Raw genomic sequence first — 23,847 nt, 5'->3', positions numbered from 1 at the left:
CCGAATCCCCCTGTTCCTTCCCGACCCGCGCGATCCCTCGCGCGCCGATACGCCGCAGACCGCGCCGCGGGCCTGCCGCGCGCGTCTCCGGTACAATCGGACGATCGTTCCGCCCAGGCGCCGCGGCCCGTGCACAGGCCCCCGCGCCCTTCTCTCGCAGGTTTCGTCCATGTCCAACAACCAGATCCTCTTCGAACGCGCCCAGAAAACCATTCCCGGCGGCGTCAACTCGCCGGTGCGCGCATTCCGTTCGGTCGGCGGCACGCCGCGCTTCGTCGCGCGCGCACAAGGCCCGTACTTCTGGGATGCCGACGGCAAGCAGTACATCGACTACATCGGCTCGTGGGGCCCGATGATCGTCGGCCACGTCCATCCGGAAGTGCTGTCGGCCGTGCAGGACGTGCTCGCCGACGGCTTCTCGTTCGGCGCGCCGACCGAAGCCGAGATCGAGATCGCCGAGGAAATCTGCAAGCTCGTGCCGTCGATCGAGCAGGTGCGGATGGTGTCGAGCGGCACCGAGGCCACGATGAGCGCGCTGCGTCTCGCGCGCGGCTTCACGGGCCGCAGCCGCATCGTCAAGTTCGAGGGCTGCTACCACGGCCACGCGGACAGCCTGCTCGTGAAGGCCGGCTCGGGCCTGCTGACGTTCGGCAACCCGACGTCGGCCGGCGTGCCCGCCGACATCGCGAAGCACACGACCGTCCTCGAATACAACAACGTCGCCGCGCTCGAAGAAGCGTTCGGCGCGTTCGGCGACGAGATCGCCGCCGTGATCGTCGAACCGGTCGCAGGCAACATGAACCTCGTGCGCGGCACGCCCGAATTCCTGAACGCGCTGCGCGCGCTGTGCACGAAGCACGGGGCCGTGCTGATCTTCGACGAAGTGATGTGCGGGTTCCGCGTCGCGCTCGGCGGCGCGCAGGCCTACTACGGGATCACGGCCGACCTCACCTGCCTCGGCAAGGTGATCGGCGGCGGGATGCCGGCTGCCGCGTTCGGCGGCCGCCGCGACATCATGGCCCACCTCGCGCCGCTCGGCGGCGTCTACCAGGCCGGCACGCTGTCGGGCAACCCGATCGCGGTCGCGGCCGGCCTGAAGACGCTGCAACTGATTCAGGCGCCCGGCTTCTACGACGCGCTCACCGCACAGACGAAGCGTCTCGCCGACGGCCTCGCGGCCGAAGCGCGTGCGGCCGGCGTGCCGTTCGCGGCCGACTCGATCGGCGCGATGTTCGGCCTCTACTTCGCCGAACGCGTGCCGGCGAGCTTCGCCGAAGTGACGAAGAGCGACACCGAGCGCTTCAACCGCTTCTTCCACCTGATGCTGGACGAAGGCGTGTACTTCGCGCCGTCCGCGTACGAGGCCGGCTTCGTGTCGAGCACGCACGACGACGCGGTGATCGACGCGACGCTCGCGGCCGCGCGCCGCGCATTCGCGGCACTCGCCGCCTGACCCGGGGCCGCGCGCATGTTCTCGGACATCGATTTCGCCCACATGCAGCGCGCGCTCGCGCTCGCCGCGCGCGGCATGTATACGACGGCGCCGAACCCGCGTGTCGGCTGCGTGATCGTAAAGGACGGCGACGTGATCGGCGAAGGCTTCACGCAGCCGGCCGGCCAGGATCACGCGGAAGTGCAGGCGCTGAAAGACGCGCGTGCGCGCGGCTACGACGTCGCCGGTTCGACCGTCTACGTGACGCTCGAACCGTGCAGCCATTTTGGCCGCACGCCGCCGTGCGCGAACGCGCTGATCGAAGCGCGCGTCGCGAAAGTCGTCGCCGCGATGGAAGACCCGAACCCGCAGGTGTCGGGGCGCGGCCTCGGCATGCTGCGCGACGCGGGCATCGACGTGCGCTGCGGGCTGCTCGCGCACGAAGCGGGTGAACTGAACGTCGGCTTCGTGTCGCGGATGACGCGCGGCCGCCCGTGGGTGCGGATGAAGACCGCCGCGTCGCTCGACGGCCGCACCGCGCTGCCGTCCGGCGAAAGCCAGTGGATCACCGGCGAGGCCGCGCGCCTCGACGGGCATGCATGGCGTGCGCGCGCCTGCGCGATCCTCACCGGCATCGGTACCGTGCGTGAAGACAACCCGCTGCTGACCGTGCGCGGCATCGACACGCCGCGCCAGCCGCAGCGCATCCTGGTGGACAGCCGCCTCGACCTGCCGCTCGATGCGCGGCTGCTCGAGGGTGCGCCGCTGCTGATCTTCTGCGGCCGGCTCGACGCCGCCGGCGAAGTGCGCGCGAACGTGCTGAAGGCGCGTGGTGCGGAAATCGTGCCGATCGCGAATGCGCAAGGCAAGGTCGACCTGCCCGCGATGCTGGCGGCGCTTGGCGCGCGCGGCGTCAACGAGCTGCACGTCGAGGCCGGCCACAAGCTGAACGGCTCGCTGCTGCGCGAGCAGTGCGTCGACGAATTGCTCGTCTACCTCGCGCCGAGCCTGCTGGGCGCCGATGCGGCCGGCATGTTCGACCTCGCCGCGCCGGCGAACCTCGACGCGCGTACGCGGCTGTCGTTCCACGGAATCGAGCGGGTCGGCGACGACCTGCGGATCCTCGCGCGCTTCGCACCGCCCGACGCCACGCACTGAACGGGTCGATCACGGTCAGCGGTGTGCGCCCGACCGTCAACACGGTCGACGATCGCGCAGGCGGCTGCGCGTTCTCGATCTACCTGATCTCCCGTCCCATTTCGCGCCGCGCGTCGCCGGTCGAAGCCACGATGCCTGCGCTCGACGCTCGCCGGCCCACGCCGACACCTGGCCGAATGGCCAACTACGCGCACGGGTCATGCCGCCGCGCTAAGATGCGTCGACAGCGGTTCCGGCGCCGCAACGCACGGCGCGGCCGCGTATTGGTCACCCTCTTCCTCAAGGAGTCGTCCCCATGTCCATTTCGATGTATCAGGCCTCGGTGCCTGTCCTGATCCGTGGCCTGACCAATCTTCAGCACATTCTCGGCAAGGCGCAGGCGCATGCGGCCGAAAAGCAGATCGATCCGTCGGTGTTCATCGGCGCCCGCCTGTACCCGGACATGCTGCCGCTCGTCCGCCAGGTCTATATCGCGACCGACACGGCCAAGGGCTGCGCCGCGCGCCTCGCCGATGCCGAGATCCCCAGCTACCCGGACGTCGAGCAGACCTTCGACGAACTGCACGCCCGCATCCAGAAGACGATCGACTACCTGAAAAGCTTCGACGCCGCGCAGATCGACGGCAGCGAGACGCGCCAGATCGTGCTGAAGATGCGCGTCGGCCCGATCGAGTTCACCGGCCAGTCGTACCTGCTGAACTTCGTGCTGCCCAATTTCTTCTTTCACGTGACGACCGCGTACGACATCCTGCGCCACAGCGGCGTCGAGCTCGGCAAGCTCGACTACCTGGGCGGGCGCGACCAGCACGCCTGACGCACGGCCGGGCAAAGCCCGGGCCGCCACCGTCCGCACGCGCATGCAGCCAATGCGCGGCGGCCACGCCAGGCCTGCCGCGCAGGCCGGCCGCGGCGCTTTCCGGGGCGCTCGGCGGTCGAGCGCGGTCCACGCCAGCCGAAACGTCGTCCGGCTGGCGTAAAATACGCACTTTCCTCTTTCACGCCCCCTTATGACGCTCGCCTCCACGCTCGACATCATCGCCGAGCTGAAAGCCGGCCGGATGGTGATCCTGGTCGACGAAGAAGACCGCGAAAACGAGGGCGACCTCGTGATCGCCGCCGAATTCGTCACGCCGGAAGCGATCAACTTCATGGCCAAGTACGGCCGCGGCCTGGTTTGTCTGACGTTGACGCAGGAACGCTGCAAGCAGCTGCACCTGCCGCTGATGACCTACCGCAACGGCACGCAGTACGGCACCGCCTTCACGGTCAGCATCGAAGCGGCCGAAGGCGTGACGACGGGCATCTCGGCCGCCGACCGTGCGCACACGATCGCCACGGCGGTCGCGCACGACGTGCGCCCCGAGCACATCGTGCAGCCGGGCCACGTGTTCCCGATCATGGCGCAGCCGGGCGGCGTGCTCGTGCGCGCGGGCCACACCGAGGCCGGTTGCGACTTCACCGCGCTGGCGGGCCTCACGCCGGCCGCGGTGATCTGCGAGATCATCAAGGACGACGGCACGATGGCGCGCCTGCCCGACCTGATCGAGTTCGCGCAGGAACACAACCTGAAGATCGGCACGATCGCCGACCTGATCCAGTACCGCAGCCGCACCGAATCGATCATCGAGCGGATCGCCGAGCGTACGATGCAGACCGCGCACGGCACGTTCCGCGCGGTGCTGTACCGCGACCAGCCGAGCGGCTCGCCGCACATCGCGCTGGTGCGCGGCACGCCGTCGCCGGACGTCGATACGCCGGCGCGCGTGCACGAGCCGCTGTCGGTGCTCGACCTGCTCGAGACGGGCGTGTCGACGCACTCGTGGACACTCGACGCCGCGATGCGCGAGATCGCGGAGCGCGACCTCGGCGTGATCGTGCTGCTCAACTGCGGCGATACGAAGGAACACCTGATCGACGTCTTCAAGGCGTTCGACGAGGAAGAAAAGGCCGCTGCGCTCAAGCGCCGGCCGGTCGATTTCAAGACGTTCGGCATCGGCGCGCAGATCCTGCGCGATGTCGGCGTCGGCAAGATGCAGGTGCTGTCGAATCCGCGCAAGCTGGGCAGCATGTCCGGCTACGGCCTCGAAGTCACGGGCTTCATTCCGATGCCCGGCGGCGAAGCCACGTCCTGCCCGGCGTCCCACGCGTAACCCGCCACGGCGCTTTCGCCCTATAACCGTTCATCCACACCACGGACCAGATCATGGAAATCGGACAATACCAACCGAATCTCGAAGGCGACGGCCTGCGTATCGGCATCGTGCAATCGCGCTTCAACGAACCCGTGTGCAACGGCCTCGCCGACGCGTGCGTCGAGGAACTGGAACGCCTCGGCGTCACCGGTGAAGACGTGCTGCTCGTGTCGGTGCCCGGCGCGCTGGAAATCCCGCTCGCGCTGCAGAAGCTCGCGGAAAGCGGCCAGTTCGACGCGCTGATCGCGCTCGGCGCGGTGATCCGCGGCGAGACCTACCACTTCGAACTCGTGTCGAACGAGAGCGGCGCGGGCATCACCCGCATCGGCCTCGACTTCAACCTGCCGATCGCGAACGCGGTCCTGACGACCGAAAACGACGAACAGGCCGTCGCGCGCATGACCGAAAAAGGTCGTGACGCCGCACGCGTCGCCGTCGAGATGGCCAACCTGACGATGGCCCTCGACCAGCTCGGCGACGACGACGAGGACGAAGAGGAAGAAGACGACGAAGAGGAGCGCGCATGAAGAAGAGCGCCCGCCGACAATCGCGCGAGCTGGCGACGCAGGGGCTGTACCAGTGGCTGCTGTCGAACGCGTCCTCCGGTGAGATCGACGCGCAACTGCGCGGCGCGCTCGGGTACGACAAGGCCGACAAGGAGCTGCTCGACGCGATCCTGCACGGCGTGATCCGCGAGCACGCCACGCTCGTCGAAGCGCTGACGCCGTCGCTCGACCGCCCGATCGACCAGCTGTCGCCGGTCGAACGCGCCGTGCTGCTGATCGCCACGTTCGAGCTCACGCACCACGTCGAAACGCCGTACCGCGTGATCATCAATGAAGCTGTCGAACTCGCGAAGACGTTCGGCGGCTCCGACGGCTACAAGTACGTGAACGGCGTGCTCGACAAGCTCGCCGCGAAGCTGCGCCCCGCCGAAACGCAGGCGCGCCGCAACGGCTGAACCCGTTGGTCCGGAACGGGCGCGCATGCGCCCGTTTTTTCTTTTGCCCGCCTCCCTCGCCCTGCCCGCCCGATGAATACCGCCACCGATTCGCTCGTCAGACTCGCCGCACGCGTCGACGCGATCCAGCCCTTCTACGTGATGGAACTGATGAAGGAGGCACAGCGTCTCGAGTCCTCGGGGCGCGATGTTATCCACATGGGCATCGGCGAGCCGGATTTCACTGCGCCGGAGCCGGTCGTCGAAGCGGCCGCGGCCGCGCTGCGCCGTGGCGTCACCCAATATACGAGCGCGCTCGGCATCGCACCGCTGCGCGAGGCGATCGCCGCGCACTACGCACGCGCCTACGGCCTCACGATCAGCCCGGAACGGATCGTCGTGACGGCCGGCGCGTCGGCCGCGCTGCTGCTCGCGTGCCTCGCGCTCGTCGGGCGCGACGACGAGGTGCTGATGCCCGACCCGTCGTATCCGTGCAACCGGCACTTCGTCGCGGCGGCCGAAGGCCGCGCGGTGCTCGTGCCGAGCGGCCCGGATGCGCGCTTCCAGCTCACCGAGGATGACGTCCGTACGCGCTGGGGCGACCGCACGCGCGGCGTGCTGCTCGCGTCGCCGTCGAACCCGACCGGCACATCGCTCGAGCCGGACGAGCTGAAACGGATCGTCGAAGCCGTGCGCGCACGCGGCGGCTTCACGATCGTCGACGAGATCTACCAGGGGCTCAGCTACGACGCGGCGCCCGTGTCGGCGCTGTCGTTCGGCGACGACGTCGTCACCGTGAACAGCTTCTCCAAGTATTTCAGCATGACGGGCTGGCGGCTCGGCTGGCTGGTCGTGCCGCCCGCGCTGGTCGGCACGTTCGAGAAGCTGGCGCAGAACCTGTTCATCTGCCCGTCGGCGCTCGCGCAACACGCGGCGCTCGCGTGCTTCGAGCCGGCCGCGCTCGACATCTACGAAGCGCGCCGGCTCGAATTCAAGCGCCGTCGCGATTTCATCGCACCGGCGCTCGAACGGCTCGGCTTCACGGTGCCCGTGATGCCGGACGGCGCGTTCTACGTGTATGCGCACTGCGGCGGCGTCGCCCACCCTGCGGCCGGCGACAGCGCCGCGCTCACGACGGCAATGCTGCACGATGCGGGCGTCGTGCTGGTGCCCGGCATGGACTTCGGTGTCCATGCGCCGCGTGACTATATCCGCCTGTCCTATGCGACCGCCTACTCGCGGCTCGAGGAAGCGGTCGACCGGCTCGCGACGCTGTTCGGGCAACACTGACACGCGGCCGGCACGGCGGCCACTCCGCCCACCGCAAAAGCAAAAAGGCACCCGATCCGGGTGCCTTTTTCATGTCCTGCCGGCTGGAGCCGTGCAAGTTACGCGCCAAGCTCCGAACGATCGCCGTGCGACTGCTTCGCGGTATCGACGCTCGCGTCGTCCTGCGACGGGGCTTCCTTCGATGCCGTCGACTTCGCCGACGTTTCGAGCGTCGCATGCACGCGCTTCGCGCCGCCTGCGGCCGCCGTCACGGCGGCGGCCGTGACGATCGGCTTCGCCGGCGCCTGCGGCGCATTGACCGGCACGCTACGACCACGTGCGACGTCACGCAGGCGACCGCGCTCGGCCATCACCTTCGAACCGTAGCCGTTGTCGTCGGGGTTCGTCGAGCCGTTGTACAGGCGCAGGCCGTTCGCGAGCGAGCCGCCGCGTGCGATGCAGTCCTTCAGCACGAGTGCGCCGACCTGGAGGTTCGCGAGCGGCTGCAGGGCGGTATCGGTGCCGCCGAAATACTCGAACTTGTCGGAATGGACCTTCGACATGACCTGCATCAGGCCCTTCGCACCGACGCCGCTTTCGGCATACGGGTTGAAGCCCGACTCGATCGCCATCACGGACAGCAGCAGCAGCGGATCGAGGCCGACGTCACGGCCGGTCTGGAACGCAGCCTTGACGAGCTGGCCGAGAGGCTCCTGTGCGACGCGGTAACGGCGCGACAGGTAGGTCGCGACGAGCGCCTGTTCGCGATTCGATGCGAGCGCACGGTCGTCACGCGCATCGGCCGCCACGCGCTGGGTCGGGATCAGCTTCGCCAGCGCGACGGGCGACGGGCCGTTGCGGGCCGGATCGGACGCATCGCCCTGCGCGGCGGCGGCTTCCGGTGCGACGTCGAGGCCGACCGCAAGCGCGTCCGTTTCGGGACTGTTGTCTTCCTGCTGCGGCTGCGCGCCGGCGGGCGCGAAGTTCGGCAGCGGATGGCCGGTCAGCAGACGGGCCGGGCCGGCTTGCACGGCCGCGGATACGACCGGCATCAGCTTCGCGGCGAGCGTGCCGCGGACGGTTGGCAGCAGCCACAGTGCAAGCGCAACTGCGACAGCGAGACAGCCGACAACGCTGAATAGATGGTGACTGACACGCGTCCCGCGACGCAGCATGCTGCGCACGAATTGCGCATGCTGCTCACTAGGACGCCACGATAACCAAGCGTTCATTCAGATCATCTCCCATGAACATGACTCGTGCGGCTCGCTCAGCTCGATGGCGAGACAGGTAACGCGCCGCGGAATCACGACGCCGCACGCTTTGGTTGGGGCGTGCAAGCATCGGGGAAACGGTATAAGTACCGTTCGAGGCCACGGTGTAAGAGGGCCGGCACCTTCGCACAATGGGCGAGGCGGGCATACGCGGTGGCACCCACGCAAAAAACCAGCGTCTGGTGGCGCTGGCTGAGACTACGACTAATGCCGTCGGATACGCCGTGCAGGATTCGGCGGACGGTGACGCGCTGCGTCAAAGATCGGTGATTGGCGGCTCGAAGCCTTTTACCCTGCAGCCAATGTGAGCGGATTCTAGCAGGGTTTTATAGATCGTCAACACTATAAAACATTGAAATCATAACAAAAAGTAATTTACGAGCACTCTTCAGATCGCAAGTCCCGTGCCGTAGGGGGTTTGCGCGCGGTCGACTTTTTTCTCCGCCGGGCGGGCATGCGGCAGCGCGGGTAAAATCGTCGGTCGATTCGGGGTCGCAGCCGGCCGCTGCGCCCACCCATCGCTGCCCGCCTGGCGGGTGGCCCGGACCATCTTCATGAAATACAAAGACTTACGCGATTTCATCCAGCGCCTCGAGGCGCTCGGCGAGCTGCGACGCGTCACGCAGCCCGTGTCGCCCGTGCTCGAAATGACCGAGCTGTGCGACCGCGTACTGCGCGCCGGCGGCCCTGCGCTGCTGTTCAACGCGCCGACCGGCTACGACTTCCCGGTGCTCGGCAACCTGTTCGGCACGCCGCGCCGCGTCGCGCTCGGGATGGGCGTCGATGCGGGCGACGACGCCGCGCTCGATTCGCTGCGCGATCTCGGGCGCCTGCTGTCCGCATTGAAGGAACCCGATCCGCCGAAGAGCCTGAAGGACGCCGGCAAGCTGCTGTCGCTCGCGAAGGCCGTGTGGGACATGGCGCCGAAATCGGTGTCGTCGCCGCCGTGCCAGGAGATCGTCTGGGAAGGCGCCGACGTCGATCTGAACCGGCTACCGATCCAGACCTGCTGGCCTGGCGACGCGGGGCCGCTCGTCACGTGGGGCTTGACGGTCACGCGCGGGCCGAACAAGTCGCGGCAGAACCTCGGTATCTACCGCCAGCAGCTGATCGGACGCAACAAGCTGATCATGCGCTGGCTCGCGCATCGCGGCGGCGCGCTCGACTTCCGCGAATTCGCGCTGCAGAACCCCGGCAAGCCGTATCCGGTCGCGGTCGTGCTCGGCGCCGATCCGGCCACGACGCTCGGCGCGGTGACGCCGGTGCCCGATTCGCTGTCCGAGTACCAGTTCGCCGGCCTGCTACGCGGCAGCCGCACCGAGCTCGCGAAGTGCCTGACGCCCGGCGTCGACACGCTGCAGGTACCCGCACGCGCGGAGGTCGTGCTCGAAGGCTTCATTTATCCGCAGGAAGGCGCCCCCGCCCCGGCGCCGGCCGGCGCACCGCCGCGCCCGGCCGGCAATGCGTCCGCCAAGTACGAGCACGCGCTCGAAGGCCCGTACGGCGACCACACCGGTTACTACAACGAGCAGGAGTGGTTCCCGGTGTTCACTGTCGAGCGCATCACGATGCGCCGCGATGCGATCTACCACTCGACCTACACGGGCAAGCCGCCTGACGAGCCGGCGGTGCTCGGCGTCGCGCTCAACGAGGTGTTCGTGCCGCTACTGCAGAAGCAGTTCACCGAGATCACCGACTTCTACCTGCCGCCCGAAGGCTGCAGCTACCGGATGGCCATCGTCCAGATGAAGAAGAGCTACGCGGGCCACGCGAAGCGCGTGATGTTCGGCGTGTGGAGCTTCCTGCGGCAGTTCATGTATACGAAGTTCATCGTGGTCGTCGACGAGGACGTGAACATCCGCGACTGGAAGGAAGTGATCTGGGCGATCACGACGCGCGTCGACCCCGTGCGCGACACCGTGATGGTCGACAGCACGCCGATCGACTATCTCGATTTCGCGTCGCCGGTGGCCGGCCTCGGTTCGAAGATGGGCCTCGACGCGACCAACAAGTGGCCCGGCGAGACCAGCCGCGAATGGGGCCGCCCGATCGAGATGGATGCGGCCGTGAAGGCGCGCGTCGACCGGCTCTGGCAGGAGATCGGCCTCTGACGCCATGCGGCCGGCGCCTGCCGGCCCGTGGACTGCCATCGCGACACGAACCTCGAAGATGACCTTTCCGCCCGCCTCCATGCTGTCCGACGGCTTCTTTCTGTCGCTGTCGTTGTGTCTCGACATCGGCCTCGTCAATGTCGCGATGCTGTCGCTGACGCTGTCGCACGGCTTCCGGCCGGGCTTCTGGCTCGGTCTCGGCTCGTGCGTCGGCGATCTCGTCTATGCGGCGCTCGCACTTGGCGGGATGGCCGTGCTGCTGCAGTTCGAGCCGGTGCGCTGGATCGTATGGATCGGCGGCGGCGCCGTGCTGCTGTTCCTCACGTGGAAGATGGCGCGTGAAGCGCTCGCGCCGGCCAAGACGGCCGGCGACGATGCCGAGGACACGCCGCAGCCGCGCGCCAGTGCGCGGCGCAGTTTCCTGCGCGGGATGCTGCTCGCGATGTCGTCGCCGAGCGCGATCCTGTGGTTCGCGGCGGTCGGCGGCGCGCTGATCGCGAAAGCCGGCGCGACCACGCCGGCCACCGCATCGGTGTTCCTGTCGGGCTTTTTCCTCGGCGGCCTCGCGTGGACGCTCTTCATGTGCACGCTCGCAAGCCAGGGCCGCAAGCGCGCGGGCGCCGGGCTGATGCGCGGGTGTCACATCGCGTCGGCGCTGCTGTTCGCGTATTTCTCGTACAGCGTGATCGTCGGCGGGTACCGCGACCTGATCGTGCGCGCGGTGTAATCGAAACCGGCCTGCACGCACCACTCATCGAAGTCGGGCGTCAACCCAAAGAAAAACGGCGCAGCGCCCCTCGCGGGACGTTGCGCCGTTTTGCCACGCGCGGCCCAGGCCGCGCGGCACGAATCAGCGACGCCAGTAGCCGTGATGGCCCCAGCCGCCACCATAGTAGCCATGGTGCCAGTACGGTCGGCCATAGTAGCCGCCGACGACCACGGCGGGCGGCGGTGCGTAGTAGGCCGGCGCCGGTGCGTAGTAGACGGGCGGAGGCGGCGGCGCGTAGTACACGGGCGGCGGCGGTGCATAGACGGGGTACGCGGGCGCGACCGGGATACCGATGCCGACCCCGATCGACACGTGAGCCTGCGCAGCGCTTGCGGCACCCAGGCCCAGCGCGGCGGCGGCGATGAACGGAATGAGCTTTTTCACTTCGATTCTCCTGCTGGAGCGGTATTTTGTGCGCCCCTGTCGGCAACGGCGGGCATGCACGTCGCATGGAAGCAATGTAGCGAAAACCCGCCCCTCGCGTGTCGTGCATTTGTTGCAAATTGCAATTGCACGCGGGCGAAGCCGCCGTGCGACATGGCTCGCAGCGCCTGCGGCGACCCTTGCCGGTCGCGCGATTCCGTCCGGTGAGTCGGGTCGCACCATCAGGGCCGGTCAGTCTTACCGGATACGCAGCGCGCGGCGGGCACGCAACCGTAATGAACGATTACAAATTCGAGACAAGATGCCGACATTTCAAGCCGGATACGGGACGATATGTTTCGGGGTCGGGTTCCGTGATCTTGAAGCGACCGTGTGCCGGGCGGTGAAACACTTGCCGATATAGCGCCGCAAACCGATGAGCCAGCCACGTGCCCATGCAGAAACTGCCGTTTCACGGCCCCGCGGTCATTCCTGCGATACTGGCGGCTGCTTCGTTTTCGCTTACACCCGCCGCCATGTCCGTTCCCGACACACCCCGCCTCGGCTTTATCGGCGCCGGCCGTCTCGCACGCTGCGTCGCGCAGCGCTTTGCGCAGGCCGGCTTTCCGGTCGTCGCGATCGCGAGCCGCACGCCCGCGTCGGCCGCCGCGCTCGCCGCGCGCATCGACGGCTGCCGGGCGGTCGACACCCCGCAACAGGTTGCCGACGCCGCCGACCTGGTCTTCCTGACGGTGCCCGACGACCATCTCGCGCCGACGGCCGCGGCGCTGCACTTCGACGCGTCACGAGCTGGCCGGCAGGCCGTCGTTCACTGCAGCGGCGCGTCGGCGGTCGCCCTGCTCGATCCGGCGAAGCAGCAAGGCGCAGCCACCGGCGGCTTCCATCCTCTCTATCTGTTTGGCGGCACCGACGCCGACCTCGCCCGCATCGACGGCTGCTCGGTCACGATCGAAGCCGACGGCGCGTTGCATGCGACGCTGCTGCGACTTGCTGCCGCACTCGGCTGCCATCCGCTGTCGATTCCCGCGGGCGGCCGGATGCTCTATCACGCGGCCGCGCACTACGCGGCGAGCTTCGCGCTGTGCGCGCTGGCGGAAGCCGTCGAGCTGTGGCGCGGCCTCGGTTTCGACGAGGACGCCGCGCTGCGCGCACTGCTGCCGATGCTGGCCGGCACGATCGAGACCGCGCGCGACAAGGGGCTCGCGAACGCGCTGTCCGGCCCGGTGTCGCGCGGCGACACGGGCATCGTCGAACGCCAGTTGGCACTGCTTGAAACGCGCGGCGGCGATCACGCGACGCTCTACGCGCTGCTGACGCGCCGCGCGATCGCGCTCGCGGCGCAGCGCGCCACGCCGCCGGCGTCGCTGCCGGCGCTCGCCGACGCCGTCGAAACGTCGCTCGCGCGCACCGCCGCGCCCCTCCCCGCCGCAAGACGAGGCGTGATAATGTGTCGGCCGATGCGCCGCCATCCGGCGTTGGCGGCCGCACGCTACTGACTAAAAAGGATGCCAACGATGTTCGGCGAGATCGCCCGTTTTCTGCTCAATACCGTCTTCACGCTGTTCGGCGCCGCGCTGATCCTGCGCGTCTGGATGCAGGCCGTCCGCGTGCCACCGTACAACCCCGTCACGCAGGCCGTGCTGCAGGCAACCAACTGGCTCGTGCTGCCGCTGCGCCGCGTGATCGCGGGCGTGCGCGGCATCGACTGGGCCAGCGTCGTCGCCGCGCTGCTCACCGCGCTCGTCTACGTCGTGCTGATGGTCGTGATGGCCGGCTTCGATCCGGCCTCGGTGATCGCGACGCTCGTCGTGGTCGCGCTGCTCACCGTCGTGAAGTGGGCGCTCAATCTCGTGATCTGGATGACGATCCTGATGGCGCTGCTGTCGTGGCTCAACCCGCGCTCGCCGGCGATGCCGATCCTCTACCAGCTCACCGCGCCGTTCCTGAACCCGCTGCGCCGCATCATCCCGAACCTCGGCGGCATCGACCTGTCGCCGATCCTGCTGTTCGTGATCGTGCAGGTACTGCTGATGATCGTCACGCGCGCCGCCGTGTCGCTGACTATGTTCGGCATCTGACGCTCACGCCGCCCCCCTACGCCGCCGGCCCCTGCGCCGGCGGTGCGCCAAGCGTGTCGATCACGCCGAAGCGCGCCGGCATCATCGCGTAGCACACACGCACCTTCTCGTGCGACAGCCTGTCGAGCAAGCGCTGCGCCTCGTCCTCGCTGACGATGAATTCGATCTCGATCGCGAGCGACCCCTGCAGTTCGAAGAAGCGGTCCTCGTGCAGCACGCGATGCTGGCCGAACCCGGCCATCGCGCGAAACGCGGAACCGCCCGCGACGCCCATCCGGTTCGCCTCCTCCAGCAGCCATTCCCACAGCGGCTTCCAGTGCAGCCGATGCTTCTCGTGCACGTAGAAGCGCAGGAAGATCTTGTCCATCGCACCCTCCGATGGCGGCACGCTCAGGCCGCCGCGAGCCACGCGCGCGCGGTCCACATGCCGAGCGCCGTCAGCACGAACGATCCAGTCAAGTGTAGGGCAGCCACCGCAAACGCCCATCCGAATTCGCCCTGCACCGCATGCGTCACCACTTCGACCGAATAGGTCGAGAACGTCGTGAGGCCGCCGAGAAAGCCCGTGATCACGAACAGTCGCCACTCGGGCGGCAGCCCGACGCGGGTCGTGAACACGACGGCGGCGATGCCGATCACGTAGCCACCGATCAGGTTCGCGGCGAGCGTGCCGAGCGGCACGGCGGGAAAGTATGCATTGAGCGCGAGACTCAGGAACCAGCGCAGCAGCGCGCCGAGCCCGGCGCCGACGAAGATCGCGACGATCGAATAGAACAAGGGCGCTCCCGGTCGAAGATGCGGCTGGAGTCAGCCGCCGGCCCCCGGTTGCCCGGGGCGAGGTCCGCTCCCGGACGCCGATGGCGCGTGCGCGGGCGGCACACGCTGAACTGTATGCGGATTCGCCGCGCACCTGCAACGGCGGCCGCCTGCGGGAAACCGGCCCGTTCGGGGCCTTCGGGTCGTCAGCCCGCCCTCAGGCTCACGCGCGTTGCCAGGCTGCGTCGAGCGCGCGCAGCGTTGCCAGCGCGCCGCCCTTCAGGCCGATCACGTCCGCACGGCGCGCATGCGCCTCGCGCGCGTTGATGCGGATCACGTCGGCGCCGAGCCGTTCGCTCAGCAGGCGCACGGTCGGGATCGCGGTGCCCGCGCCGATCTCGACCACGGCAACGCGCCCGGCCCGCGCGAGCCAGTCTTCCAGCGCCCGTTCCTGCGCGTCGTAGCGCGCCCCGAGCCAGCCGGTGTCGCCGAACATCAGGATGTTCGGCCGCGCGAGGCCGCCGCAGTGCGGACAGCGCGGCATGTCGCCGACGAGGCGGCAGGTGGCTTCGTTGACGTCCGGCACGAACGGCGCCGCTTCCCACGTGTCGTCCGAACACGGGCGCAGGCACTGCATCGCATGGATCGAACCGTGGATCTCGACGATCCGCGCCGGATCGAAGCCGGCTTTCTGGAACTGGCCGTCGACGTTGCTCGTCAGCACGAAGCCGCCGTTCGGCATCGCGTCGATCCAGCGGCGGAGGATCGAGAATCCCGCATGCGGCTGCGTCGCGCGGTAAAGCGCGAGACGGTGCCCGTAGAAGCCCCACGCGATCGGCGCGCGTGCCCGGAATGCGTGCGGCGAGGCGATCTCGTGGAATTCGAAACGCTCGTGGCGCAGCGCCGGATAGGCGCGCCAGAAGCCGTCCGTGCCGCGAAAGTCAGGCAGCCCGGAATCGACGCCCATGCCGGCGCCGGCCGTCACGAGCAAGGCGTCGGCACGCGCGAGCGCGGCGACGGCGGAAGCGACGAGATCGGCAGGCAGCTGCGCGGCGGCAGCAGCAGCAGCAGCGGTCGCGGCAGCGGAATCGGAAAGCGGCATGATGGGACGGAGGTGGCGTCGGTCGGTGCTCGAGTGGCGTCGCGATCATACGCCGGTTCGCGCGCAGCGCGGCATGCGCGATTCGACGGCGCGCCCCGATGCTCGCCCGGCCGCGGCGGATGCAGGCAGCCGGCCGATGCTGGCGGCGGCCGGAGGCGCCACGGCCGGCCGCCTTCCCGTCTGTTCAGCGCTCCGAATCGTCCTGCGCGACCGGAATGTCGTCGGCCGCGAAGTACACCGGCTTGCCGAGCTGCCGCGCAAGACCGACGTCCATGTCCGCCCCGCGCGACGCACCGTCGATGCGCAGCACGGCATCGCAGCGGCGCAGCAACCGGTGCGCGGCCGGATACAGGAATGTCTCGCTGATCGCGTCGCCGACCTGTCGCGACCCGGCCGCAACGGCGAGCGGCAGCGACACCCATTCGCCGATCATCGGCACGTGTCCGCGGCGATACACGGCAAGCGCCGCCTCCTCCAGGCGATGCAGGTTCGCGGCGATGCGCGCGGGGTCGCCGTCCGTGCCGCTGCGATAGGGGCCGGCGACCAGCACGAGCAGCGGCGTCATGCCGTGCGCGCGCCGGAGGTTTCCCGCAGCGCGACGTACTGGAGCAACATGATCGTCTTCGCATCGACGATTTCGCCGCGCTCGATTGCGTCCAGCGCCGCCTGCAGCGGCATCTCGACGACCTCGAGATCCTCGCCCTCTTCCGCAACGCCGCCGCCGTCGCCGGTGCGCAGCGACGCATCGTATTCGCCGACGAAGAAATGCAGCTTCTCCGTCACCGAGCCCGGGCTCATGAATGCTTCGAACACCTTGCGCACGCCGCGCACGCGATAGCCGGTCTCTTCCTCGGCCTCCGCGCGGATGCGGGCTTCGGGCGTCGCGTCGTCGAGCAGGCCGGCAGCGGCCTCGAGCAGCATCCCATCGTGCCCGTTGACGAATGCCGGCATCCGGAACTGCCGCGTCAGCAGCACGTCGCCCGTCCCGGCGTTGCGCAGCAGGATGGTCGCGCCATTGCCGCGATCGTAGGTCTCGCGGCTCAGGCGCTGCCACGTTCCGTCGCGGCGCAGGAAATCGAACGTCACCTTCTTCAGCACATACCAGTCATCGGACAGCACCGTCGTATCGACGATGCGGACACGGTCCCGCGTTGCAGCCATCCCAGCCTCCGGTTCGACAAAAGACGGCGCCCATGGTAACGTGCATATTCGTGCAACTTCAAGAAAATTCGTGCAAACACGATGCTGACGACTCAACGCAAGAAAGCGATCCTCGACGCACTCGCGCGTGACGGCCAGGTGCTGGCGGTCGAACTGAGCGCGCAATTCGGCGTGTCCGAAGATACCGTCCGCCGCGACTTGCGCGAGCTTGCGGCCGAAGGCCTGCTGCAGCGCGTGCATGGCGGTGCGCTGCCGGCATCGCCCGCCGTTGCGCCGTTCGCGCAGCGCGAGACGCTCGAAACGGCGGAGAAGCGGCGCATCGCGCGGCGGGCCGCGGAGATGATCGCGCCCGGACAGGTGGCGATCGTCGACGGTGGCACCACCTCGGCGCTGCTCGTCAGCCAGTTGCCGGCCGACCTGCGCGCGACGATCGTCACGCACAGCCCGAGTGTCGCGGTGGCGCTCGCCGCGCATCCGTCGATCGACGTGATCCTGATCGGCGGGCGGCTCTACAAGCATTCGATCGTGGCCGTCGGCGCGGCGGCGATGGAAGGCATCGCGCGCATCCACGCGGACCTGTACTTCATGGGCGTCACGGGCGTGCATCCGGTCGCGGGGCTCAGCACCGGCGATTTCGAGGAAGCGGCGATCAAGCGCGCGCTCGCCGAACGCGCGGCCGAGACGGTCGTGCTCGCGTCGCAGTCGAAGCTGCGCGCGGCGTCGCAGTTCGTGATCGGCGAGCTCACGCTGGCGCACACCGTGGTGGTCGAAAAGGAAACCGACGCCGCGCTGACGAAGCCGATCGAGGCGGCGGGGGTGACGGTCGTGCGCGCGTAGCGGCGGCGGGGGGCTGGCCGCGCGGGGTGTGCGGGGCGCGTGGGGCGCACAAGATGCGCGGGATGCGCGGGGGCGCGGGATGTGTCGGATGCCCCGGAATACGCCCGCCGACTCAGCAGCGGTCTTCCATCACACCGCCCCCGAGCCCATGTCAGCGTGCTGACAGGCTCCGCTTGCTAACATGGGCGACCGCCCAACCGCCACGCGCCGCCCGCCCGATGCCCCCGCCCTCCGCCGCCACCTCACCTGCGCCGCCAGCAGGCGACGCACCGCCGCCCGGCGTCCTCGCGCTGTTCATCGCGTTCTCGCAGATCGGCCTGACCAGTTTCGGCGGCGGGCTCAGCGGGCGGATGATGCGCGACTTCGTCTACGAGCGGCGCTGGCTCGACGAGGAGGCGTTCCTCAATGGCCTCGCGCTGTCGCAGGCGCTGCCGGGCGTCAACGTGAAGAACCTCGCGATCTGGATCGGCTACCGGCTCGCCGGATGGCGCGGCGCCGTGGCCGGCTTCACCGGCATCATCGCGCCGCCCGCCGTGCTGATCGTGCTGTTCGGCGTCGCGTTCTCGACCCTCACGCGCTTTCCGCTCACGCATGTCGCGCTCGCCGGTGCGGCAGCCGCGGCGATCGGGCTGTCGATCTCGATGGCGATCACGGCGGTGCGCCGATTGCCGCGCCGCGCGCTGCCGTTCGCGGTGATGGCGCTCACCTTCGTGTCGGTGGCCGTGCTGCACTGGCCGCTCGTGTGGACCGTGCTGGTCGGCGGCACGCTGAGCGTCGCGCTCGAATATCGCCGCGCGGCCGCTACGCCGGCCGGGAGCGACACGCGATGACCGCATCGCAACGCTACGCCGCGCTGTTCGGTGTGTTCGCGCCGCTGTCGATCGCGACGATCGGCGGCGGACAGGCGATCATCGCCGACATCCAGCGGCAGGTCGTCAACGTACATCACTGGATGACCGCCACGCAATTCGTGAACGACTTCGCGATCGCGCGGATGGCGCCGGGCCCCGGCTCGCTGCTGGCGACGCTGATCGGCTGGCAGGTGGCCGGCTTCTGGGGCGCGGTGATCGCGACGCTCGCGCTGTTCGGCCCGACGGCGTTCCTGATCTACGGCGTCGCGCATCTTTGGCGGCGGCACAAGGGCGCGCGCTGGCAGATCGCGCTCGAGGCCGGCCTGCGCCCGGTTGCGGCCGGCATGATCCTCGCGTCGGTGTGGGTGCTGCTGCAGACGCTCGACGGCGGCTGGACCGCGCGCGCGATCGCGGTCGCGTCGACGCTGTGCGTGATGTACACGCGCATTCACGCGCTGCTGCTGATCGCGATCGGCGCGCTGTTGCTCGTCGGCGTGCACGCGCTCGGCATGTGATGCGCGGCGACGCGGCAAGCGATGGCGGCCGCGAACGACGCAGCCGATACGCGTGCGGCAATACTAGCGCGTCCGCATACCATCACCGTGTGCGCACCGGCTGTTCGCGCGCGACCCGTCGCGGTGCTGGCACGATACGGCGCTCGTCAGCAACGCGGTGCAGAAGGTGAAAGCGGAGATCGTCCTGCTGTTCGACACGCTCGGACAGCGGCCCGAGTGGGCGGCCGGGCGCCCGAAACGGCATTGACAATGCCCTCGGGCGCCCCTTAAGGTTTCGTTCATCGTAACCATCACCGGTTCAGCTTAAGAGGTTGTCGGCCCGCTCGTGCTCGACACCTCTGCCTTCATCGAAGGCCTGCTGCTTGGCGCCGGACTGTTCACGTCCGTCGGCCCCAAGGACGCTTTCGTCATCAAGCGCTCGATCTCGAGCCCCCATCTGCTTTCCATCGCCGTCGTCTGCGCGGGCAGCGACGCGCTGCTGATCATGCTCGGCGTGCAGGGATTGTCGTCGTTGCTGTCGCGACATCCCGGCGTGGTGCTGGCCGCATTGTGGGCCGGAATCGCGTATCTCGCCGGCTATGGCCTGCTCGCGCTGCGCTCGGCGATCCGGCGACGACAGCCCGAGCACGTCGACGGTCCGCGCACGGGCAGCGAACCCACGCGTGCGCGCACGGTGCTCGCGACCGCCGCCGTCTCGCTGCTGAATCCGTATGCGTGGATCGATACCGTGCTGCTGCTCGGTACCGTCATCGTGAGTCACACGCCGGCCGCGCGCGCGCCGTTTGCGATCGGCGCGATGACGGCTTCGTTCGCATGGTTCCTGATGCTCGCCTATGGCGCGCGCGCGTGCCGCGCATGGTTCGCCCGTACGCTGGCATGGCGCGTGCTCGATTGCTTCGTCGCGGTGATGATGCTCGGCTTCGCGGTGCGTTTCGCGATCGACGCGCTTCAGGCGTCAGCGGCGCGATAACGAGCGTAACACCTCGTGCGCGCCGGCATGCAGCTCGAAGCCGATGCCTGGTGCCTGCGGTACCCGCGCGTATCCGGCGTCGACACTCGCGCCATCAGCCAGTCCGCTGAACGGATGGAAGGCGAACGGATTGACTTCCGCGCCGCCGAGCCCAAGCGCCGCGACGACATGCAGCGAGAACAGGTGGCCGCCGTGCGGCCAGAATGCGTCGCGCCGCCAGCCGCGCGATGCAAAGTGCTCGACGATCTGCAGATAGCCCGGCAGCCCGTAGGCATGCACCGGATCGAACACCAGCACGTCGCGATCGGGGCGCAAACCGCCGTAGCGGTCGAGCAGCTTCGCTTCCGCGAGCGAGAACAGCGCTTCGCCGGCCGCGATCGGCGGTGCGTAGCGTGTGGCGAGATCCGCCTGGAGCGGCAGGTCGAGCGGATCGCAGATGTCCTCGAACCACCAGAGGTCGAACGGCGCGAGCATCGCGGCGGCGGCGTCGACGGTCGTCGCGTCGTACGTGTTCATCGCGTCGACCGCGAGATGCGAACTGTCCGCCAATTGCCTTGCGGCCGCTTCGATGCGCCTGCTGTCCTGGCCGAGATCCGCGCCGCCGATCTTGATCTTCGCGTGCGTGTAGCCGAGATCGGCGATGCGGCGCATCTCGTCCGACAGCCGCGCGAGATCGTCATGCGGATAGCGGTAGCCGCCGCCTGCATAGACGCGCACGCGTGGTGCCGCCGTGCGTTCAAGTCGGTCAGCGAGAAAGCGATGGAGCGGCAAGTCGGCGATCTTCGCGGCGGCATCCCAGATCGCCATGTCGAGCGTGCCGACTGCGACGCATCGTTCGCCGTGCCCACCCGGCTTTTCGCCGGCCATCATCGCGCGCCATGCGCGAAACGGGTCGAGGTTCGTGCCGGCTTCGTCGGCAAGCGTATCGGCAGCGGCCAGCAGGCGTGGCGCGAACCGCTCGCGGATCAGGCCGCCCTGCGCGAAGCGGCCTACCGATGCGTAGCCGTAGCCCGTCACCGGGTGGCCATCGCGCACGACGTCGGTGGTGACCGCGACAACGCTCGTCGTCAGGCCGCCGGACGGGATCGCCGGATCGGCATAGCGGGACACGGGAATCGCTCGTTCGTGGATCGCGGTGATGCGCATGGTCGGGGTTCCGAAGGTGACGGCCGAGCGCTGGCGCACGAAACACGCGATGCGGCCGGCACGATGGGCGGACCGCTGCATCATAGGCGCTGTCGCCGCAGGCTGCAGGCGAGCGCCACCGTGGCGGACGATCGCGCTGCAGCCGTTGCGTAAGCGCGGAATTCCGATCCGGAACGAGCTCTATTGAGCCGGAATCGTCCGCTTGCCCTCCCGGCTCCGGGAGCCGGGAAGGGTTCGGGCGACGCAGGTATGCGTGGAGGGAATCGACCGGCCCGCTCAGGCAAAGACGAAGTACTTGCGCACCGTTTCCACCACTTCCCAAGTGCCTTTCATGCCGGGTTCGATCACGAATACGTCGCCGGCCTTCAGGTGCACCGCCTCCTCGCCTTCCGGCGTGATGATGCAGTAGCCGTCGAGGAAGTGGCAGTACTCCCATTTTTCGTAGTTCACCTCGAACTTGCCCGGCGTGCAGATCCAGGTGCCCATGATCTTGCTGCCGTCCTTCGAGAGGTAGGCGTTCAGGTTCACGGTGTGCGGATCGCCGCCGATGCGCTTCCACTTGGTCGCATCGAGGACCGGGGTCGGGCAGGTTTTGCGCAGAACGGTGATGAAATCGGACATGTCGGCTCCAGACTAACGATCGTATGAGAGGCCTGTCACGTTAGTTCGAAAGCATCGGGGGGACTTGTATGCTTCCGACGCGGACTCGTCTATTTTCGACACGGGCTTGCAAGCGGGCACGTTGCCGCGCTTAGTCGATTCCTCGTTGCGCCGACGGGCCGATGCCGGTCGATCCTGGTTGACGACCGTTCCCGGTGGCGCCCCCGCACCTCCGTCGAGCGTTGCCGCCCTCGAAGCCACCGCCCCAAACAAGCCCACTTGCCACATCCCTGCCAAAGCCTGTAGAATTGCGCGTTCTGCGGGCGTCGTATAATGGCCATTACCTCAGCTTCCCAAGCTGATGACGTGGGTTCGATTCCCATCGCCCGCTCCACTTTCCGGCTGCATCGCAGCCTGCGCATGAGCCGCCTCGTCGAAGGCGGCTTTTTTGTACCATGTGCCGGTTCCCCCGGCGCACTGCTGCGCAACGGGCCCTCGCCCGCAACCGAGCCTTTCTCTGTCACCGATGATGCACGACGATCCGAACGAAGCCGGCCTGCCGCCGCACGACGACGCCATTCCTGACGAAGCCGCCGAAGGCGCCGACGCAGTCAATCCGCTGCACCACCGCCGCATCCGCAGCTTCGTGACGCGCGCCGGCCGCGTATCGACCGGCCAGCGCCGCGCAATGGACGAACTCGGCCCGCGCTTCGTGGTGCCGTATGCGCCGGAGTTGCCCGACTGGAACGCGGTGTTCGGCCGCAGCGCACCGCGCATCCTCGAGATCGGCTTCGGGATGGGCGCATCGACCGCGGAAATCGCCGCGAACCGCCCCGGCGACGACTTCCTCGGCGTCGAGGTGCACGAACCGGGCGTCGGCGCACTGCTGAAGCTGATCGGCGAGCAGGATCTGTCGAACATCCGGATCATCCAGCATGACGCGGTCGAAGTGCTCGAGCACATGCTCGCGCCGGAAAGCCTCGACGGCGTGCACATCTTCTTCCCCGATCCGTGGCACAAGGCGCGCCACCACAAGCGCCGGCTGATCCAGCCGCCGCTCGTCGCGCATCTCGCGTCGCGCCTGAAGCCCGGCGCGTACATTCACTGCGCGACCGACTGGCAGAACTACGCGGAACAGATGCTCGAAGTGCTCGGCGCCGAGCCGACGCTCGAAAACACGGCCGCCGACTACGCGCCGCGCCCCGACTATCGCCCGGTGACGAAGTTCGAACGGCGCGGGCTGCGGCTCGGCCACGGCGTGTGGGACCTGGTGTTCCGCAAGCGCGCAGGCTGAGCCCTCCCGCCGAGTCGGGCGCACGCCGCCCTGCTCCGAACAAGAAAAAGCCCGACCGGCCTGTGCCGATCGGGCTTTTTCTTTTCATGCGTGGCGCGCCGGCCTTCGTGTTCGCGTCACGCCCAGTTCAGCCAGCCGCTGTACCCGACCAGCAGCACGAACAGCCCGAACGCGATCCGGTACCACGCGAACACCGTGAAATCGTGCGACGCGACATAGCGCAGCAGCCAGCGCACGCACACGAACGCGCTGACGAATGCCGCGACCGCGCCCAGCACGAACAGGCCGAGCGAATCGACGGTGAACGCCTGCCAGTCCTTGACGGTTTCATAGAGCGTCGCGCCGAAGATGATCGGGATCGCGAGGAAGAACGAGAATTCGGTGGCCACGCGCCGGTCGAGGCCGAACAGCATCCCGCCGATGATCGTCGAGCCCGAGCGCGACATGCCGGGAATCAGCGCAAAACACTGTGCGATGCCGACCTTCAGCGCATCGAGCGGCGTCAGCGCGTCGACCGACACCACGCGCGGCGGCTCGCTGCGCTCGCGCTGTCGCGCCTCGGCCCACAAGATGATCGCGCCGCCCACGACGAGCGCGAACGCGACGGGGACCGGCGAGAACAGCACGGCCTTGATCTTCTTCTCGAACAGGAGGCCGAGCGCAATGGCGGGAATCGTCGCGATCACGACGTTCAGCGTGAAGCGCCGCGCGTCGGGCCGGCTCGGCAGCCCGGATACGATGGACGCGATCCGTTGCCGGTATTCCCAGCAGACCGCGAGGATCGCGCCGAACTGGATCACGACGTCGAACGTCTTCGCATGCGAATCGTTGAAATTCAGGAAGCTGCCCGCGACGATCAGGTGACCGGTGCTCGATACCGGCAGGAATTCCGTCAGCCCCTCGACGACGCCGAGGATCAAAGCCTTGCAGATCAGGATCCAGTCCATCCGTGGCCCAACTCCGAAATGGTCGAATGAATGGGCCACTCTTCCGCGCGCGGCCCCCCTC

General features: G+C 68.4%; 25 protein-coding genes, 1 tRNA gene and 2 pseudogenes. 18 read left to right on the top strand and 10 right to left on the bottom strand.

Annotated features, from left to right (window positions below):
• Positions 1-169: 169 nt before the first annotated feature.
• From hemL to LXE91_RS09585, 7 genes are all read left to right on the top strand, one after another.
• Positions 170-1,453, top strand: a complete 1,284-nt coding sequence (gene hemL, locus LXE91_RS09620; protein ID WP_039371055.1) for a glutamate-1-semialdehyde 2,1-aminomutase — start codon at positions 170-172, stop codon at positions 1,451-1,453.
• A gap of 15 nt (positions 1,454-1,468) precedes the next feature.
• On the top strand, positions 1,469-2,590 hold the full coding sequence (gene ribD, locus LXE91_RS09615) for a bifunctional diaminohydroxyphosphoribosylaminopyrimidine deaminase/5-amino-6-(5-phosphoribosylamino)uracil reductase RibD (protein ID WP_039371052.1): 1,122 nt from the start codon (positions 1,469-1,471) through the stop codon (positions 2,588-2,590).
• Positions 2,591-2,885: 295 nt separating this feature from the next.
• A complete protein-coding gene (locus LXE91_RS09605; protein ID WP_039371048.1) occupies positions 2,886-3,404 on the top strand; it encodes a DUF1993 domain-containing protein in 519 nt (172 codons plus the stop codon).
• Positions 3,405-3,597: 193 nt separating this feature from the next.
• Positions 3,598-4,740, top strand: a complete 1,143-nt coding sequence (gene ribBA / locus LXE91_RS09600) for a bifunctional 3,4-dihydroxy-2-butanone-4-phosphate synthase/GTP cyclohydrolase II (RefSeq protein WP_039371045.1) — start codon at positions 3,598-3,600, stop codon at positions 4,738-4,740.
• A gap of 53 nt (positions 4,741-4,793) precedes the next feature.
• Positions 4,794-5,309 (top strand): 6,7-dimethyl-8-ribityllumazine synthase, encoded by a 516-nt coding sequence (gene ribH / locus LXE91_RS09595; RefSeq protein WP_039371042.1) that lies wholly within the window; start codon positions 4,794-4,796, stop codon positions 5,307-5,309.
• Positions 5,306-5,743, top strand: a complete 438-nt coding sequence (nusB, locus tag LXE91_RS09590; RefSeq protein WP_021157083.1) for a transcription antitermination factor NusB — start codon at positions 5,306-5,308, stop codon at positions 5,741-5,743. Before ribH ends, nusB begins: the two co-directional genes overlap by 4 nt.
• A gap of 72 nt (positions 5,744-5,815) precedes the next feature.
• Positions 5,816-7,012, top strand: coding sequence for a pyridoxal phosphate-dependent aminotransferase (locus LXE91_RS09585; RefSeq protein ID WP_039371039.1), 1,197 nt, complete (start codon positions 5,816-5,818; stop codon positions 7,010-7,012).
• Positions 7,013-7,110: 98 nt separating this feature from the next.
• Here the strand turns inward: LXE91_RS09585 and LXE91_RS09580 are convergent, their stop codons facing one another.
• Entirely contained in the window at positions 7,111-8,223 is a 1,113-nt protein-coding gene (locus LXE91_RS09580; RefSeq protein ID WP_039371029.1) for a lytic transglycosylase domain-containing protein, read from the bottom strand.
• Positions 8,224-8,819: 596 nt separating this feature from the next.
• Here LXE91_RS09580 and LXE91_RS09575 point away from each other — a divergent pair.
• A complete protein-coding gene (locus LXE91_RS09575; RefSeq protein WP_039371026.1) occupies positions 8,820-10,376 on the top strand; it encodes a UbiD family decarboxylase in 1,557 nt (518 codons plus the stop codon).
• Positions 10,377-10,434: 58 nt separating this feature from the next.
• A complete protein-coding gene (locus tag LXE91_RS09570) occupies positions 10,435-11,103 on the top strand; it encodes a LysE family transporter (protein WP_039371023.1) in 669 nt (222 codons plus the stop codon).
• Positions 11,104-11,226: 123 nt separating this feature from the next.
• Here the strand turns inward: LXE91_RS09570 and LXE91_RS09565 are convergent, their stop codons facing one another.
• Positions 11,227-11,529 carry a hypothetical protein gene (locus tag LXE91_RS09565; protein WP_039371021.1) on the bottom strand — a complete coding sequence of 101 codons (303 nt, stop codon included), beginning with the start codon at positions 11,527-11,529 and terminating at the stop codon, positions 11,227-11,229.
• 515 nt (positions 11,530-12,044) lie between these two features.
• Here LXE91_RS09565 and LXE91_RS09560 point away from each other — a divergent pair.
• Positions 12,045-12,972: pseudogene (locus tag LXE91_RS09560) on the top strand (Rossmann-like and DUF2520 domain-containing protein).
• Between the two features lie 71 nt (positions 12,973-13,043).
• Entirely contained in the window at positions 13,044-13,607 is a 564-nt protein-coding gene (locus tag LXE91_RS09555; RefSeq protein WP_039371016.1) for a YggT family protein, read from the top strand.
• A gap of 16 nt (positions 13,608-13,623) precedes the next feature.
• Here LXE91_RS09555 and LXE91_RS09550 read toward each other — a convergent pair whose 3' ends face one another.
• From LXE91_RS09550 to LXE91_RS09530, 5 genes are all read right to left on the bottom strand, one after another.
• Positions 13,624-13,974: a DUF190 domain-containing protein gene (locus LXE91_RS09550; protein WP_039371071.1), complete on the bottom strand. Its 351-nt coding sequence runs from the start codon at positions 13,972-13,974 to the stop codon at positions 13,624-13,626.
• A gap of 23 nt (positions 13,975-13,997) precedes the next feature.
• Positions 13,998-14,384: a fluoride efflux transporter CrcB gene (gene crcB, locus LXE91_RS09545; RefSeq protein WP_039371014.1), complete on the bottom strand. Its 387-nt coding sequence runs from the start codon at positions 14,382-14,384 to the stop codon at positions 13,998-14,000.
• Positions 14,385-14,586: 202 nt separating this feature from the next.
• Entirely contained in the window at positions 14,587-15,465 is an 879-nt protein-coding gene (locus LXE91_RS09540) for an SIR2 family NAD-dependent protein deacylase (protein WP_039371012.1), read from the bottom strand.
• Between the two features lie 184 nt (positions 15,466-15,649).
• Positions 15,650-16,030 carry a TIR domain-containing protein gene (locus LXE91_RS09535; RefSeq protein WP_039371009.1) on the bottom strand — a complete coding sequence of 127 codons (381 nt, stop codon included), beginning with the start codon at positions 16,028-16,030 and terminating at the stop codon, positions 15,650-15,652.
• Complete coding sequence (locus tag LXE91_RS09530) at positions 16,027-16,626, bottom strand: NUDIX domain-containing protein (protein WP_039371006.1); 600 nt, start codon at positions 16,624-16,626, stop codon at positions 16,027-16,029. The genes LXE91_RS09535 and LXE91_RS09530 overlap by 4 nt, the downstream gene beginning before the upstream one ends.
• A gap of 81 nt (positions 16,627-16,707) precedes the next feature.
• On the opposite strand from LXE91_RS09530, the gene LXE91_RS09525 reads away from it, so the two are divergent.
• From LXE91_RS09525 to LXE91_RS09510, 5 genes and pseudogenes are all read left to right on the top strand, one after another.
• Complete coding sequence (locus LXE91_RS09525) at positions 16,708-17,463, top strand: DeoR/GlpR family DNA-binding transcription regulator (RefSeq protein ID WP_021157071.1); 756 nt, start codon at positions 16,708-16,710, stop codon at positions 17,461-17,463.
• A gap of 218 nt (positions 17,464-17,681) precedes the next feature.
• A complete protein-coding gene (locus LXE91_RS09520; protein WP_039371001.1) occupies positions 17,682-18,293 on the top strand; it encodes a chromate transporter in 612 nt (203 codons plus the stop codon).
• Entirely contained in the window at positions 18,290-18,829 is a 540-nt protein-coding gene (locus tag LXE91_RS09515; protein WP_039370998.1) for a chromate transporter, read from the top strand. The genes LXE91_RS09520 and LXE91_RS09515 overlap by 4 nt, the downstream gene beginning before the upstream one ends.
• A gap of 82 nt (positions 18,830-18,911) precedes the next feature.
• A pseudogene (locus tag LXE91_RS43655) lies at positions 18,912-19,076 on the top strand (LysR substrate-binding domain-containing protein); the annotation flags it as partial.
• A gap of 78 nt (positions 19,077-19,154) precedes the next feature.
• The gene (locus LXE91_RS09510; RefSeq protein ID WP_039370995.1) at positions 19,155-19,799 is read left to right on the top strand and encodes a LysE/ArgO family amino acid transporter; all 645 of its coding nucleotides are present in this window, start codon (positions 19,155-19,157) and stop codon (positions 19,797-19,799) included.
• Here the strand turns inward: LXE91_RS09510 and LXE91_RS09505 are convergent.
• Entirely contained in the window at positions 19,785-20,945 is a 1,161-nt protein-coding gene (locus LXE91_RS09505; protein ID WP_046196663.1) for a mandelate racemase/muconate lactonizing enzyme family protein, read from the bottom strand. The two genes, LXE91_RS09510 and LXE91_RS09505, sit on opposite strands and share 15 nt — an antisense overlap.
• Positions 20,946-21,221: 276 nt before the next feature.
• Positions 21,222-21,566, bottom strand: a complete 345-nt coding sequence (locus LXE91_RS09500) for a cupin domain-containing protein (RefSeq protein ID WP_014897840.1) — start codon at positions 21,564-21,566, stop codon at positions 21,222-21,224.
• A gap of 298 nt (positions 21,567-21,864) precedes the next feature.
• On the opposite strand from LXE91_RS09500, the gene LXE91_RS09495 reads away from it, so the two are divergent.
• A tRNA-Gly gene (locus tag LXE91_RS09495) sits at positions 21,865-21,939 on the top strand.
• A gap of 132 nt (positions 21,940-22,071) precedes the next feature.
• Positions 22,072-22,839: a tRNA (guanosine(46)-N7)-methyltransferase TrmB gene (gene trmB, locus LXE91_RS09490; protein ID WP_039367728.1), complete on the top strand. Its 768-nt coding sequence runs from the start codon at positions 22,072-22,074 to the stop codon at positions 22,837-22,839.
• Between the two features lie 116 nt (positions 22,840-22,955).
• On the opposite strand, the gene LXE91_RS09485 is transcribed toward trmB, so the two are convergent.
• Positions 22,956-23,786: an undecaprenyl-diphosphate phosphatase gene (locus LXE91_RS09485; RefSeq protein WP_039367732.1), complete on the bottom strand. Its 831-nt coding sequence runs from the start codon at positions 23,784-23,786 to the stop codon at positions 22,956-22,958.
• Between the last annotated feature and the right edge of the window lie 61 nt (positions 23,787-23,847).

This window comes from Burkholderia contaminans (genome assembly GCF_029633825.1).
Taxonomy (GTDB): domain Bacteria; phylum Pseudomonadota; class Gammaproteobacteria; order Burkholderiales; family Burkholderiaceae; genus Burkholderia; species Burkholderia contaminans.
Note: the sequence above shows the minus strand (reverse complement) of the source record. Positions and strands in the feature narration are given on the sequence as shown.

Excerpts from the sequence above, each read along its gene's own strand:
- LXE91_RS09575 (WP_039371026.1), top strand. The coding sequence starts at position 8,820 with ATGAAATACAAAGACTTACGCGATTTCATCCAGCGCCTCGAGGCGCTC.
- LXE91_RS09550 (WP_039371071.1), bottom strand. The coding sequence starts at position 13,974 with ATGGACAAGATCTTCCTGCGCTTCTACGTGCACGAGAAGCATCGGCTG.
- ribH (WP_039371042.1), top strand. The coding sequence starts at position 4,794 with ATGGAAATCGGACAATACCAACCGAATCTCGAAGGCGACGGCCTGCGT.
- trmB (WP_039367728.1), top strand. The coding sequence starts at position 22,072 with ATGATGCACGACGATCCGAACGAAGCCGGCCTGCCGCCGCACGACGAC.
- LXE91_RS09555 (WP_039371016.1), top strand. The coding sequence starts at position 13,044 with ATGTTCGGCGAGATCGCCCGTTTTCTGCTCAATACCGTCTTCACGCTG.
- LXE91_RS09500 (WP_014897840.1), bottom strand. The coding sequence starts at position 21,566 with ATGTCCGATTTCATCACCGTTCTGCGCAAAACCTGCCCGACCCCGGTC.
- hemL (WP_039371055.1), top strand. The coding sequence starts at position 170 with ATGTCCAACAACCAGATCCTCTTCGAACGCGCCCAGAAAACCATTCCC.
- ribBA (WP_039371045.1), top strand. The coding sequence starts at position 3,598 with ATGACGCTCGCCTCCACGCTCGACATCATCGCCGAGCTGAAAGCCGGC.
- ribD (WP_039371052.1), top strand. The coding sequence starts at position 1,469 with ATGTTCTCGGACATCGATTTCGCCCACATGCAGCGCGCGCTCGCGCTC.
- LXE91_RS09530 (WP_039371006.1), bottom strand. The coding sequence starts at position 16,626 with ATGGCTGCAACGCGGGACCGTGTCCGCATCGTCGATACGACGGTGCTG.
- LXE91_RS09570 (WP_039371023.1), top strand. The coding sequence starts at position 10,435 with ATGACCTTTCCGCCCGCCTCCATGCTGTCCGACGGCTTCTTTCTGTCG.
- LXE91_RS09585 (WP_039371039.1), top strand. The coding sequence starts at position 5,816 with ATGAATACCGCCACCGATTCGCTCGTCAGACTCGCCGCACGCGTCGAC.
- LXE91_RS09505 (WP_046196663.1), bottom strand. The coding sequence starts at position 20,945 with ATGCGCATCACCGCGATCCACGAACGAGCGATTCCCGTGTCCCGCTAT.
- LXE91_RS09515 (WP_039370998.1), top strand. The coding sequence starts at position 18,290 with ATGACCGCATCGCAACGCTACGCCGCGCTGTTCGGTGTGTTCGCGCCG.
- LXE91_RS09540 (WP_039371012.1), bottom strand. The coding sequence starts at position 15,465 with ATGCCGCTTTCCGATTCCGCTGCCGCGACCGCTGCTGCTGCTGCTGCC.
- LXE91_RS09580 (WP_039371029.1), bottom strand. The coding sequence starts at position 8,223 with ATGAACGCTTGGTTATCGTGGCGTCCTAGTGAGCAGCATGCGCAATTC.
- nusB (WP_021157083.1), top strand. The coding sequence starts at position 5,306 with ATGAAGAAGAGCGCCCGCCGACAATCGCGCGAGCTGGCGACGCAGGGG.
- LXE91_RS09605 (WP_039371048.1), top strand. The coding sequence starts at position 2,886 with ATGTCCATTTCGATGTATCAGGCCTCGGTGCCTGTCCTGATCCGTGGC.
- LXE91_RS09535 (WP_039371009.1), bottom strand. The coding sequence starts at position 16,030 with ATGACGCCGCTGCTCGTGCTGGTCGCCGGCCCCTATCGCAGCGGCACG.
- LXE91_RS09525 (WP_021157071.1), top strand. The coding sequence starts at position 16,708 with ATGCTGACGACTCAACGCAAGAAAGCGATCCTCGACGCACTCGCGCGT.
- LXE91_RS09520 (WP_039371001.1), top strand. The coding sequence starts at position 17,682 with ATGCCCCCGCCCTCCGCCGCCACCTCACCTGCGCCGCCAGCAGGCGAC.
- LXE91_RS09485 (WP_039367732.1), bottom strand. The coding sequence starts at position 23,786 with ATGGACTGGATCCTGATCTGCAAGGCTTTGATCCTCGGCGTCGTCGAG.